Source organism: Methylobacter sp. Wu8 (assembly GCF_036440755.1).
In the GTDB taxonomy this organism is placed as follows: domain Bacteria; phylum Pseudomonadota; class Gammaproteobacteria; order Methylococcales; family Methylomonadaceae; genus Methylobacter_A; species Methylobacter_A tundripaludum_A.
On the sequence record NZ_JAZGVT010000059.1, the window covers coordinates 40,760 to 53,739 of the forward strand.

Genomic DNA, 12,980 nt, shown 5'->3' on the forward strand with positions numbered 1-12,980 from the left:
AGGGTTAATGTATTGAAATGTGCAGACAAAACAAAGGCCGCCCCCAACTCATGATGAGCTGAAGTGAGCGGCCTAAGTTGATATTAAATCGGTTGACGGCTTATTTTTCGTCGTCTGGGTGCTCAGCAAATACCCACTTTACTAGGAAGTAGCCAGCAGCTATAACTACAACCGCGCCGACCATACCAGCTGGTTCTTTTAACATTTCGGTGATATCTAAGATCGCTCCCATGGGATGTCCTACCTATAATTTTGTATTTTTAGAAATAATGCTAAGTTACATAGCAAACGGAATGAGCATAATACTTTAGGAAAAGTTAAAGTCAAGGCTTATTGTTGCGCGGTTTGAGTGATGGGATATAAATAATGTTTCCGCTTGAAATTTATTGCTCGATAGCCAATGTGGTATAGTTTAGAATCTGTTTTTTGAGTGCTGATACATTTTAGATAAGGAATTATGATGAATAGATGCGTTAAAATATTACCACTGGTCGCAATTTTCTTTACGTTATCGGCAAATGCTGACGTCCAACTAAAAGATAATTCTGAAATTTTAGGGAAATGGAATCTTCATGACGAAGCTGTCTCGTTAACTAGCCCCAAAAAGGCTGTGACTCAGGAATGGGAATTTAAGGAGGATGGAACACTTATTTCATCGGCAACTGATGTCGCAGGACGAATCAGTGCGTTGAAGATTGCATTGAAGTATTCCATCGAAAATGGCGAAATCAAAAAACAGTCCGCTCCTGGACGAGAAAAATACGAATCTTGCAAGGTAATTGAAAAACAGGGTTCGGAGATGATTTTAAAGTGTACATATTTCTTCTTTCTAACAAAAAAATAATTTAAAAAAAGGATACAGATATGATTGGTGGCATTGTAATGATTTTAGTGGCTCTCTGGATTTATCAGTCGGCTATGAGAGCAAAAACAAGTAATGTAATGATGTGGGTCGCGATTGGTGCTGTTACATTTTTCGTTGTGCAGCTGGGATTCATCGATCTCAACCTTTATATTTTAGAGGCTATAAGAAGCGGTGAAGGCGGCAGCGATTACGAACGTGATTTAATCAGTGTCGGCGACAGAAAAAACGAAGGCGGTTTTCAGGGATTTGGCGGCGTTCTGCTGTCGGTTTACTTGGAATTAATGCCGTCAGTTGTCGGCGTTTTAGCGGCCGCGTTGATTCGGGTAAAGTTTATTACCAAAGAACCGATTACTGTCGGTAATTTATTTGGCGACGTTAAAGAAATGTTCCAAAGCATCAAGCAAAGCTTTAAAACCTCTGGTCAGTAAGACGTAATGTTAGTTAAAAAAAGCCCAAGCAGTGCTTGGGCTTTTTTTATGGTTGCGGGTTACAGCGGTTTTGATTTCTAACCGCCCAAAACGGTAGAAACAAGAAATACAAGACCGCAAATAAAAAGCACGGTAAAAATCACCCCCGCAATAATATACGTTGAAAGAGATCCCTGTTCGAAGTCCTTTTGCCGATTTTCGTCACTTTGTACCCCAATGGCGGCAGCTAGAACGCTCTTTATGATTTGAGTAATCGTTGGTTTTGACATGTTCATCTCCGGCAAAAATAGAAAAAAATGATAGTGCGTGATTGTTTTTTAAGCAATGAATATATCCAAAACCAATAACCCTTGGACCGTTCCTATGAGCAAAACAGAATTATTAAAACAGCAACTATCCCAGCGCATTTTATTTCTCGATGGCGCGATGGGTACGATGATCCAAAGCTACAAGCTGGAGGAAAAAGATTATCGCGGTGAACGTTTTGCTCAATGGGAGGTCGATCTTAAGGGAAATAACGATCTGTTATCGATAACCCAGCCGGACATCATTAAAGCCATTCATAGCGCTTATTTCGAAGTCGGCTCAGACATCGTTGAAACCAATACCTTCAACGCGACCAGTATCGCGATGGCCGATTACAAAATGGAATCGCTGGCGTATGAGATCAATGTCGCGTCGGCGCGTGTGGCCAGAGAGGCGGCTGATGAATATACCCAAGAGACCCCGGAAAAGCCGCGTTTTGTCGCCGGCGTATTAGGCCCTACCAACCGCACGGCGTCCATGTCGCCCGATGTCAACGATCCGGGTTTTCGTAATATTTCATTCGACGACTTGGTCGTAGCCTATACCGAAGCCACCAAAGGCCTGATTGACGGCGGCGCGGACATTATCCTGATTGAAACCGTTTTCGATACCCTGAATGCCAAAGCCGCCATTTTTGCGGTTGAACAGGTTTTTGAGCGGATTGGCTACAAACTGCCGGTGATGATTTCCGGCACGATTACCGACGCATCCGGCAGAACGCTGTCAGGGCAAACCGTTGCCGCCTTCTGGAATTCGCTGAAACATGTTCAGCCGATTTCTTTCGGCTTTAACTGCGCGTTGGGCGCAACCGAATTGCGCCAGCATATCGATGAATTATCGGGCATTGCCGACACCTATATTTCCGCTCACCCTAACGCAGGCTTGCCCAACGAGTTCGGCGAATATGACGAAACGCCCGAAGCGATGGCCCAAGAGTTGGCCGATTGGGCGAAAAACGGCTACCTGAATATTATCGGCGGTTGCTGCGGAACCTCGCCTGCCAATATCAAAGCGATAGTCGAGGCCGTGCAAAAATACAGCCCCAGACAAATTCCCGAGATACCCAAACAATGCCGGTTATCGGGGCTCGAACCGCTGAACATCGGCCCGGATTCGCTATTCGTCAATGTCGGCGAGCGCACCAACGTGACCGGTTCGGCGGCATTCAAACGTCTGGTTATTGAGGGCGATTTTGAAACGGCGCTGGATGTCGCCAAGCAGCAAGTCGAAAACGGCGCACAAATTATCGACATCAACATGGACGAAGGTATGCTGGACTCCAAAGAGGCGATGGTCCGCTTTTTGATGTTGATCGCGTCCGAGCCGGACATTGCCAAAGTGCCGATCATGCTGGATTCGTCCAAATGGGAGATTTTGGAAGCGGGCCTTAAATGCATCCAGGGCAAAGGCGTGGTTAATTCCATCTCGCTGAAAGAAGGCGAAGCGGCGTTCATCGAACACGCCAAACTGGTGCGCCGCTATGGCGCGGCGGTTATCGTGATGGCTTTCGACGAGGAAGGCCAAGCCGATACCAAAGCCCGGAAAATCGAAATATGCCAACGGGCTTACAAGATTCTGACCGAACAAGTCGGCTTCCCGCCCGAAGACATCATTTTCGACCCCAATATCTTCGCTGTCGCCACCGGCATCGACGAGCACAATAATTACGGCGTGGATTTCATAGAAGCCACCCGCGAGATCAAGCGCACCTTGCCTTATGCGCTGATTTCAGGCGGCGTTTCCAACGTATCGTTTTCATTTCGGGGTAATAATCCGGTGCGGGAAGCGATCCATGCCGTGTTTTTATACCATGCGATACAGGCGGGCATGGATATGGGGATCGTCAATGCCGGCCAGCTGGCGATTTACGAGGACATTCCGCGTGATTTACGCGATGCGGTTGAAGCGGTCATATTAAATACCCACGACGGCAGCGGCACCGACAAATTGCTGGAGCTCGCCGAGAAATACCGCGGCGACGGCAGCAGCTCTTCAAAAGAGCAGGATCTGGAATGGCGCAGCTGGCCGGTCAGAAAACGTCTGGAACATGCGCTGGTCAAAGGCATCACCGATTACATCGACGAAGACACCGAACAGGCGAGACTGGAAGCCGAAAGACCGCTGCACGTCATCGAAGGCCCGCTAATGGATGGTATGAACGTAGTCGGCGACTTGTTCGGCGCGGGCAAAATGTTCCTGCCGCAAGTAGTCAAGTCGGCGCGGGTCATGAAAAAGGCCGTGGCTTATTTGATGCCGTTCATGGAAGCCGACAAAGCCGCAGGCGATAGGCAAACCAACGGCAAAATCCTGATGGCGACCGTCAAAGGTGACGTGCATGACATCGGCAAGAACATCGTCGCGGTGGTGCTGCAATGCAACAACTACGATGTAATCGATATGGGCGTGATGGTGCCTGCCGAAAATATTTTGCAAACCGCGCGCTTGGAAAACGTCGACATCATCGGTTTAAGCGGCCTTATCACGCCGTCGCTGGATGAAATGGTGCATGTCGCCAAAGAAATGCAGCGCCAGGGCTTTACCATCCCGTTGATGATAGGCGGCGCAACCACTTCGCGCGCGCATACCGCGGTAAAAATCGCCCCGAATTACGACGGCCCGATTGTTTACGTGACCGATGCGTCTCGCGGCGTCGGCGTCGCCAGCAACTTGCTGAGCGCCGATTTAAAAGACGAATTCGTAAAAAGCATCAGCGAAGAATACGAGGAAGTCCGGGAACGGCACAAAGGCCGCGAGGCCAAAACCAAGCAACATCCGTTGGAAGAAGCCCGGCGCAATAAATTCAACTGGGGCAACTACGAGCCGGTTAAACCGTCGTTTCTGGGCATCAAGGTCATCGACCATTTCCCGTTGGACACGCTGGTCTGGTATATCGACTGGTCGCCGTTTTTCCAAACCTGGGAAATGGCTGGAAGCTATCCCAAAATACTCGACGACAAAGTCATCGGTGTTGAAGCCAGAAAACTGTTTGACGACGCTCAGGATATGCTGAAAAAAATCATCCGTGAAGAATGGCTCAGCGCCCGCGCCGTGGTCGGCTTCTTCCCGGCCAACAGCGACGGCGATGATATCGTGGTCTACACCGACGACAGCCGCACCGATAAAAAGGAAATCCTGCATCATTTGCGTCAGCAAAACGTCAAAGCGCCGGGCAGGCCTAACTATTGCCTGTCCGACTTTATCGCCCCGGTTGACAGCGGCAAAGCCGACTACATCGGCGCTTTCGCGGTAACGACCGGCATCGGCATAGAACAAAAACTGCAAGAGTTTGAACGGGACAATGACGATTACAGCGCGATCATGTTGAAAGCGCTGGCCGACAGGTTGGCCGAAGCGTTTGCGGAATACATGCACCAAGTGGTCAGGAAAGAGTATTGGGGCTATGCCCAAGATGAAACTCATGAGGCCGAGCAATTAATTAACGAAGCCTATCAAGGCATACGGCCGGCGCCCGGTTATCCTGCCTGCCCCGATCATACCGAGAAAGGCAAGCTGTTCGAATTGCTCAACGTGACCGAACATACCAGCATTGAACTGACCGAAAGCTATGCGATGTACCCGGCATCGGCGGTAAGCGGCTGGTATTTTTCCCATCCCGAATCGCAGTATTTTAACGTCGGCAAGATAGATAAAGACCAGCTGCAGGATTACGCCAGACGTAAAGGCATTGCCGAAGAAGTCGCCGAGCGTTGGCTGGCCGCGCATTTGCATCATTGATATGCGCTTGATACTGTTCGGCACATCCGGCTGCCATCTTTGCGAACAGGCGGAGGTTATTGTTAATGCCTGTGTGCCGGATGGGGTTGAGACTGTGGATATTGCCGAGCAGGAGCAGTGGCAGGAGCAGTATGCTGTGCGCATTCCGGTTTTATATGATCCGGAAACTAAACAGGAGCTGGGTTGGCCGTTTGATTTGGCTGAGGTTGAAGATTTTGTTTGTCGTGTAGCCCGTATGTAGCGTAGCGGAATATGGGATGATTGGAGGGTCCTCCAGACGCTTGCTATGAAGCCCATATTGAATACCAAACGGTACGCTCAGCGTACCCTACATGGCTTAGCATCAGTCAGTTAGATGCCCATAATTTGAGACTTAAAATTGAAAAGGCAAAAAAGAAATCCTGAAAAATTTGAAGCTTTTAATTTGTTTTCGGCGATGGGATATAAGCTTAATGATTCAATCGCTGAGGACAAATTCATAAAAGAAGTTCGGCGATCCCTCAAAAACAGCAAAAGTAACGATACAGCAATTTATGGAAAGCGAACAGAACTTCTATTTGCTTATATTGTTCGCGCATTAGGAAGTGTTGCGCTATTAAAACAAGAAGATTCTGGCGATGTTTATTATTTTGATGAGGAAGTAATTACCCCAGATTACAGGCTCATATTTAAAGATAGTAGTCAGCTAATGGTAGAAGTAAAAAATTTCCGCCAGAAGCAGCCTTCCGAAAAGTTTTCAATTAAAAAAAATTATTACAATAAATTAGAGAGATACGCCAAATTAAATAATGTAGAGCTTAAATTGGCAATTTATTTTTCAAATTGGAATCAGTGGGTCTTGCTTTCAATCGATGCCTTTGAAGTAGATGGAGAGTTATTTACCATCGATTTATCAAAAGCTTTAATGATGTCGGAAATGTCCATCATTGGAGACATGATGATAGGTACTAGTCCTGATTTGGAAATACATTTTCTTACTAATGAAGACGAAGCTAACGAAATCGACCATGTGGGTCAAGCCATTTTTATTAACAGAGACATCAAGATTTATTGTGCGGGCAATGAAGTTACGGACGCATCAGAGAAAGGGATGGCTTTTCATTTAATTAAATTTGGCGATTGGGTTGAGAAAGAATGTGAAGCTATTGTTAAAAATAATAAGCTTGTTGGCATGAAGTTTATTTTTACCCCTAAAGATCATACAGCAGAAAATTTTTCTATAATAGGGACGTTAAGTTCCATAATTTCAAAAATGAACCGCGAATATACTGTTAAAGATGGAAAAGTCATTGCGGTAGATATTAAGATTCCAAGCTTTGTTTTAAGTGTATTTGTTAATAAAAACTATAATGGGCAACATCTGCCTTTATGGCGATTTGACATACAGAGAAATTCAAATTCGTAAGCGAAAACACGGATTTGTAAGGATTTCCTGATATGCACTACGACAGGTTACCATCAGGGCCGTAGGATGTGCCTTCCAAGCGGGCCGGGGTTTGCAACCCCGGCCCTAACGTTTTCGCGATTTCTGAGCCAAATGGCTAAACTTAACCAACGCAAAACGTTTCGGACGGGGCAACATGCCCCGTCCGGCTGTTCGGTATGATACGCCAAGTAAAAACCAGCCATCTTGAAGTAAGATTTATAGGAGAAAACCATGCAAGCTATAGAATTCGAAACGCATCTTGAAAATGGCCTGATTCACTTACCTGTTTCTTACCAACACTGGCAAGAAGGTAAGCACGTTAAAGTCATTGTGTTAGTTGATGAAAGTGCGGATGACCGATTAGAGCAACAAAATCGGCAATCTATTAACCGCCACGCCGGAAAAGTCAGTCTGACTCAAGATCCTTTAGACTTTCAAAAGAGCATACGAGATGAATGGGCATGAGTATCGTTTTAGATACCAACGCAGTGCTCTATTTTTTAGCGGGGCGTTTAGCAGAGCCTTTGCCACAGGCTGATTTTTATGTTTCGGTGATTACCGAAATCGAATTATTGTCCTACCCATTGCTCAAGATGGAGGATGAAACTGAAATTCGCTCTTTCTTAAACGATGTAACGATTATTGATTTAACTGAAACGATTAAACAATCGGCGATTGCTCTTCGTCGCCAATATAGACTCAAATTACCCGATGCCCTGATTGCGGCAACCGCACATAATTTAAATGCAGCGTTATTTACTAATGACATTAAGTTGCTGAATATAAGCGAGTTACCTATAAAATCTTTGTTACTAAAATCATAAAATCATAAAATCATAAAATCTGTAAGGCGAATTATTTGCAGGGTGATTCGCTGCTAAGCAATCCACCGCAACTGTTATGAAAAACTATCTATTGCTATTTACTGCCTTAGCCTGTCTAGGCTGCGCACCTGCCAATCAACTGAACCGCTTTTATTTCGGCATGAATAAACCTACCGGTGGAGCCGTCAATGATCAGGAGTTTAATCGGTTTTTGCAGCAAGAAATCAGCTCGCGTTTCCCTAACGGCTTAACGCTGTTTGAAGCAAAAGGGCAATGGCAAGGTGCAAACGGCGCGATTGAACAGGAAAAAAGCCGGGTGGTGGAAATCGTTTGCGATGATACGCCGGAAAACCGCGACAAAGTCGCCGCTATCGCCGCAAAATATAAGGCATTGTTTGCACAAGAGGCGGTGATGGTCATTAAAAGCCAGCCTGAAATTGTTTTTCATTAATAATCAGAATTTAAAGCGGTCTCACGATAAAGCTGTAAGGCGGATACATGGTAGCGTTTCCGGCGAATTCGGGTGATGATTGCCGGAAACGCGGGATGCCCGCTGCCGCTTGAACCGGCTTATTGCTGCCGCCATGACGGATTCAGCAATTTCTGCCAGGCGTTGTCAGCTTCCGGGCGATAGTCTATCGATTGCCGAGGAGATATTTCGTTGAACACAACAACCGCAGAGAGCTATCGCGCCAGATTCCGCAAAGTGCTTGAGTACATCGACGCCAATCTGGACGACGAGCTTAGCGTAAAGCAACTCAGCAGTGTTGCCGCTTTCTCGAAATATCATTTCCACCGGCAGTTTGCTGAATTTTTTGGAATCGGAGTCTACAAATACGTCCAGCTATGCCGGATGAAACGGGCTTCCTATCAGCTTGCATTTCGCTGCGGCAGTCAAGTTATCGACATTGCATTGGTCAATGGTTACGAAAGCCCCGAGTCGTTCTCGCGCGCATTCAGGAAGAGCATCGGGCAATCGCCGTCCGAATTCAGAAAACAGCCGCTGTGGAATCCTTGGTGCGCAACCTATCAACCATTGACTGAACTGAGGAACCATTACATGAGGTCTGCAAAACCAGCCGAACAGGTCAAGATCATCAACTTCAACGATACAAAAATCGCCGTCTTTGAGCATCGCGGCGACCCGCGACTGGTCGGGAATTCCGTGCGTAGTTTTATAGAATGGCGAAAGCAGAATCATCTGCCGCCGAAAATCAGCGCCACTTTCAATATTCTCTACGACAACCCGGCGGACGTTGCGCGAGAGAACTATCGATTTGACATCTGCGCCGCAACCGATAAAGGTGTGGGCGATAATCAATTTGGCGTTGTGGGCAAGATAATTCCGGGTGGCCGATGCGCCGTGCTGCGGCATATCGGTTCCGACGATACGCTCGGCGAGACGGTCAGTTATCTGTACTCGGAATGGCTGCCGCAAAGCGGAGAGACGCCGCGAGATTTTCCGCTGTATTTGCAGCGCATCCGGTTCTTTCCTGATGTGCCGGAATGCGAGGCCATTACCGATGTATTCCTGCCTCTCGGCTAGCTTGTTAAAACCCGGTCTGTCGGAGGAAAAGCGCGGGAAGGTGTAATTTTTAGGGCGCAATACAGCAAATATCACTATTGCGCCCGACAAGCCTGAATAAGCTGAAACCGTTATATGAATTTACATTCCTCTTCGCCGTTTTGTTTGATTTTGCAGACTCGCGACTTAGGCGCCGGGTTTACTTGTTGCTGGATGGATTGGATCATCTTTGCGGTTGATTGGACGATGCTGTTTATTTTTATGGCTTCAGAATCGGTTGGATTTGCTGCGGGCGTTTTTAATTCCTTTGTCAGTCCTATACCGTTTGCTATCAATACAAGTGCGACTATTCCAAATAAAATGATTTTGTATAGAGCGCTTGATTTTGTTTTTGGTTTTTCATTTCTTAGTCTTTCCAGCATGTAGTCTCGGTCTGGGATGTTCATTTTCTTCACCTCGATAGGAATGTTTGTGTTGAGTTTTTAGCGGCTTAAATCCGCCGCCTTGTCCGTTTTTTCGCTTTATGTTTTAACCGCTCCCTGTTTTCGGGATGTTTCGGCTAATGGTTTTCTGTGGTTATTCGTAAGCGTATTCGGGGAATAGCTTGATTATTGATTTTAATTCAAAGCCTTACGGCATCGAATTACCTAATAAAAAACAATATTCGGATTTGCCGGGAAGTCATTATTTTTTATCGAAGTTCTCGGTCGCACTATAAGGGCTTAAAGATCAATGGTCAAGCTATCGGGTTACGCCGCCTCGAGACCGTTACGCGGCCGCACTCGGCATCGTAAGTGACTATGTTGGGTAACTGACTTTTCATTTGACGGCATTGTCCATCTGCTGGGGAGCACTCCTTTTAAGCCATGTATTGACTGCCGGTTCTTCGGCCAGTCCCTGCCGGTTGATAAAGGTAAACGGTACGGAAACCAGCTTCATATCACGATTAATCTGAACGGTGAAATGCAGATGCGGGCCGGTGGTAAAACCGGTGTTGCCCGAATAGCCGATCAATTGACCGGCGGCCACCGCCATCCCCGGATAAACCTGGGCTTTCTCCAGTTCCAAGTGGGCGTAAAGCGCCATGGAACCGTCATCGTGCAGAATCCTGATGTTGTTGGCTTCTGAGGCGTAGGCCCTATTGGCGCCGCCCTTGGAAAAATCATCCTCGGCTTCGAGCACGATACCCGATCTGGCCGCATAAACCGGGGTGCCGATCGGCATGATAATATCTACGGCATATTTGTTCTGTTCGTCGGCATGGCTGAAACTTCCGCCGAAAGCCTGGGAAATTTGGAACGGCGTATCGGGCGCTATCGGCGGCAAATAGCTTGCGCTGGAACGGTAATGCGCTAAAGGGCGGCCGATGACATAGCGGTATTGAAGCGTAAACCGCGATGGCTGATGGTCATCAACCGGATTTATTTCAAAAAGCGTGTCCGACTTTCCCGGCGCAACTACAAAGCGCCTGGGCAAGTCGGGCGTAGCCTGTATATTGTTTTGTTCGGTAAAGTCGATTTCGACTTCAACGGGGCCGGCATAGTCGTTACGGATAAAAAACCGGGGATGCCGCTTGTCGCCCGACCGTAATAACCAGACCCATTGCTTGGGTGCCGGGGCCTTAAGCTGCCTGACCTCAAGCTTTAGCTCGGTTCCGGTCGGCTTGTCGGTAAAATGCCAGGTGCCTTGCGCATCCTGAAATTTATACAGTTTTTGAGCGGCGACACTAAACGAACAGAGCGGCAGCAGTATTAAAATTGACAGCGAGGTTTTTAATCGAGTGTTCACTGAAAAAAAGCGCCGACCTACTCTTCAGGCCGGGTGGGGAAAAAAGGATCAACGATCAAAACCGGGATAAACAGCGCAATCAGTACCGCAATCGCAACAAAAGCCGGGCTAATAACCCCCGATAGCCAATAGGCTATCAGGCTTCCCCATACCATGCGCATGGGCTTGGGTACTTTAACGATTTTCAAAATATGCTCCTCAGCGTTGAGCCTTGTTGTCTCGATAACGGGCTTCACTTATTATGACAGTTAACTTCAATGCGCGTCCATTGACAAAGGCGCTCATATTCCGAATCCAAAAACAAAACATGCATTATTCAAACAGTAAGTATTGGGATTTTTGCGCCCCGGTTGCCGGTATTTTACTCACCTTATCTTTTGCCCCGTTCGATTATTCCTGGCTGGCTTTGGCCGCGATGGCGTTTTTGTTTGCCGCTTGGCGGGGTTGTTCGGCCAAACGCGCCGCCTTGCGCGGTTATTTGTTCGGCTTGGGCGCGTTCGGTTCGGGCGTATCCTGGGTGTACATCAGCATGCACGATTTTGGCGGAGCCGGCGCGCTGGAATCGAGTCTGCTGACCGCCGTGTTTGCCGCCTTTTGGGCATTGTTTCCGGCGTTGGCGGGCTATCTTTCGGTAAAAATGAAAGGGCCGGGTCAGGTCATATTGACGCCGGTTATCTGGATGCTGGTTGAATATCTTCGCGGCTATTGGGTGCTGAACGGATTTCCCTGGCTGCAACTGGCCTATTCTCAGCTGGAAACGCCGCTGGCCGGATACATACCGGTATTGGGCGCTTACGGTGCCGGATTTATCGCGGCGTTGACGGCTTCGATCGCCGTAGAAATTTGTCGGGGTAAAAAAAGGCTGTTGCTGATAACGGCGCTTACAATCTTGTGGGGAACGGGCGCTTTGTTGCAGAACCAAACATGGACGCATGAAATTGGTCAGCCGATCCGCGTTTCGATGATACAGGGCAATATAGCGCAGGATCAAAAATGGCGGCCGGAAAATAAAATCAATACCCTGTTGAAATATAAAAGGATGACCGAAGAGCATTGGGATTCCAATGTCATTATCTGGCCGGAAACCGCCATCCCCGCCTACCTGGATCAGGTTCAAGACGCTTTTTTAGCGCCTTTGGCTAACGACGCCAAGCTGCACAATACCGATTTAATCATCAGCGTTCCTGTGCAGGAAACCGCCCCGGTTAAAAACTTCAATGCCGTAATAACCTTGGGTAAAGAGCAAGGCATGTACCGCAAGACCCATTTATTGCCTTTCGGGGAATATCTGCCGCTGCAACCTTTATCGGGATTCGTGCTCGACCTGATCAATATCAGGTTGGGAAATTTTACGCCGGGAACGGCAACCCAGCCCTTGTTGAAAGCGGGCGGCTACCCGTTCATAACGCTGATCTGTTACGAAGACGTATTCGGCGATTTGAGTGTCCGGGGCCTGCCGGATGCGGCTTTCCTGGTTAACGTGACCAATGACGGCTGGTTCGGCGATTCGATAGAGCCGCATCAGCATATGCAAATGGCAAGAATGCGGGCGATCGAAACCGGCCGCTTTTTGTTGCGATCGACCAATACGGGAATGACGGGGATTGTTTCGTCGAAAGGTGAAATCGTTGGTCAAGCTCCGCTGTTTCAGGAAACAGCGCTGACCGGAACCATAAACCCGATGGGCGGCATGACGCCTTACGCGAGATGGGGCGACAGGCCGGTTATTGGGCTAATGGTTATTTTGTTGTTCGGTTTGATGGGGTACGGCAAGGTTAATGTAGGGCGTATTAGCGTTACAGCAGTTTGACCAGTGCGGCGACAATGCTAATAGCTACCGTTATGAGAGCGCCTAGTTTTATGATGAGGCGTTGTTCAAGATCGCGCATGTCACGGTGCATATCTTCTTTAGTAACTAAATCTTTGAGATTGACTTTCAATACTTCGGACAGTGCAACGGCTTCAGCTTCGGCCTGTGCAGGAGGGACACCGGCGGCTTTCAGGGTGTTGGCGAATTTCAGGGTATCAAAAGTAATCGTGGTCATGACATGCCCTCCGGTTTTAAATTTAGTATTTAGTTTAT

16 protein-coding genes are annotated in these 12,980 nt (G+C 47.7%); 10 read left to right on the plus strand and 6 right to left on the minus strand.

The features are described 5' to 3' along the window. Positions 1 to 100: 100 nt before the first annotated feature. Positions 101 to 232, minus strand: coding sequence for a hypothetical protein (locus tag V3O24_RS08780; RefSeq protein ID WP_006890565.1), 132 nt, complete (start codon positions 230 to 232; stop codon positions 101 to 103). Between the two features lie 225 nt (positions 233 to 457). Between V3O24_RS08780 and V3O24_RS08785 the strand changes: the two genes are divergently transcribed. Both V3O24_RS08785 and V3O24_RS08790 read left to right on the plus strand, forming a co-directional pair. After that, positions 458 to 844 carry a hypothetical protein gene (locus tag V3O24_RS08785; RefSeq protein ID WP_258076578.1) on the plus strand — a complete coding sequence of 129 codons (387 nt, stop codon included), beginning with the start codon at positions 458 to 460 and terminating at the stop codon, positions 842 to 844. 20 nt (positions 845 to 864) lie between these two features. Beyond that, the gene (locus V3O24_RS08790) at positions 865 to 1,293 is read left to right on the plus strand and encodes a hypothetical protein (RefSeq protein ID WP_104423118.1); all 429 of its coding nucleotides are present in this window, start codon (positions 865 to 867) and stop codon (positions 1,291 to 1,293) included. A gap of 77 nt (positions 1,294 to 1,370) precedes the next feature. Here the strand turns inward: V3O24_RS08790 and V3O24_RS08795 are convergent, their stop codons facing one another. Beyond that, complete coding sequence (locus V3O24_RS08795) at positions 1,371 to 1,562, minus strand: DUF2970 domain-containing protein (RefSeq protein WP_104423119.1); 192 nt, start codon at positions 1,560 to 1,562, stop codon at positions 1,371 to 1,373. A 94-nt stretch (positions 1,563 to 1,656) separates the two neighbouring features. Between V3O24_RS08795 and metH the strand changes: the two genes are divergently transcribed. The 7 genes from metH (at position 1,657) to V3O24_RS08830 (ending at position 9,130) form a co-directional block, all read left to right on the plus strand. Next, positions 1,657 to 5,334 (plus strand): methionine synthase, encoded by a 3,678-nt coding sequence (gene metH, locus V3O24_RS08800; RefSeq protein ID WP_331306976.1) that lies wholly within the window; start codon positions 1,657 to 1,659, stop codon positions 5,332 to 5,334. A 1-nt stretch (position 5,335) separates the two neighbouring features. After that, a complete protein-coding gene (locus V3O24_RS08805; RefSeq protein WP_331306977.1) occupies positions 5,336 to 5,575 on the plus strand; it encodes a glutaredoxin family protein in 240 nt (79 codons plus the stop codon). 138 nt (positions 5,576 to 5,713) lie between these two features. Continuing rightward, the gene (locus V3O24_RS08810) at positions 5,714 to 6,739 is read left to right on the plus strand and encodes a hypothetical protein (protein ID WP_331306978.1); all 1,026 of its coding nucleotides are present in this window, start codon (positions 5,714 to 5,716) and stop codon (positions 6,737 to 6,739) included. Between the two features lie 252 nt (positions 6,740 to 6,991). Next, complete coding sequence (locus tag V3O24_RS08815; protein ID WP_331306979.1) at positions 6,992 to 7,225, plus strand: hypothetical protein; 234 nt, start codon at positions 6,992 to 6,994, stop codon at positions 7,223 to 7,225. Then, positions 7,222 to 7,584, plus strand: a complete 363-nt coding sequence (locus V3O24_RS08820) for a type II toxin-antitoxin system VapC family toxin (protein ID WP_331306980.1) — start codon at positions 7,222 to 7,224, stop codon at positions 7,582 to 7,584. The genes V3O24_RS08815 and V3O24_RS08820 overlap by 4 nt, the downstream gene beginning before the upstream one ends. A 76-nt stretch (positions 7,585 to 7,660) precedes the next feature. Next, positions 7,661 to 8,035 (plus strand): DUF3574 domain-containing protein, encoded by a 375-nt coding sequence (locus V3O24_RS08825; protein ID WP_331306981.1) that lies wholly within the window; start codon positions 7,661 to 7,663, stop codon positions 8,033 to 8,035. 210 nt (positions 8,036 to 8,245) lie between these two features. Beyond that, entirely contained in the window at positions 8,246 to 9,130 is an 885-nt protein-coding gene (locus V3O24_RS08830) for an AraC family transcriptional regulator (protein ID WP_331306982.1), read from the plus strand. Positions 9,131 to 9,240: 110 nt separating this feature from the next. Here V3O24_RS08830 and V3O24_RS08835 read toward each other — a convergent pair whose 3' ends face one another. The 3 genes from V3O24_RS08835 to V3O24_RS08845 form a co-directional block, all read right to left on the minus strand. After that, the gene (locus V3O24_RS08835) at positions 9,241 to 9,555 is read right to left on the minus strand and encodes a hypothetical protein (protein ID WP_331306983.1); all 315 of its coding nucleotides are present in this window, start codon (positions 9,553 to 9,555) and stop codon (positions 9,241 to 9,243) included. 373 nt (positions 9,556 to 9,928) lie between these two features. Then, positions 9,929 to 10,897, minus strand: coding sequence for a M23 family metallopeptidase (locus V3O24_RS08840; RefSeq protein WP_331306984.1), 969 nt, complete (start codon positions 10,895 to 10,897; stop codon positions 9,929 to 9,931). Between the two features lie 17 nt (positions 10,898 to 10,914). Beyond that, positions 10,915 to 11,085, minus strand: coding sequence for a hypothetical protein (locus V3O24_RS08845; RefSeq protein ID WP_181049849.1), 171 nt, complete (start codon positions 11,083 to 11,085; stop codon positions 10,915 to 10,917). A 119-nt stretch (positions 11,086 to 11,204) separates the two neighbouring features. Between V3O24_RS08845 and lnt the strand changes: the two genes are divergently transcribed. Next, entirely contained in the window at positions 11,205 to 12,707 is a 1,503-nt protein-coding gene (lnt, locus tag V3O24_RS08850; protein WP_331306985.1) for an apolipoprotein N-acyltransferase, read from the plus strand. Here the strand turns inward: lnt and V3O24_RS08855 are convergent. Then, positions 12,694 to 12,942 carry a DUF1640 domain-containing protein gene (locus tag V3O24_RS08855; RefSeq protein WP_104423268.1) on the minus strand — a complete coding sequence of 83 codons (249 nt, stop codon included), beginning with the start codon at positions 12,940 to 12,942 and terminating at the stop codon, positions 12,694 to 12,696. The two genes, lnt and V3O24_RS08855, sit on opposite strands and share 14 nt — an antisense overlap. Between the last annotated feature and the right edge of the window lie 38 nt (positions 12,943 to 12,980).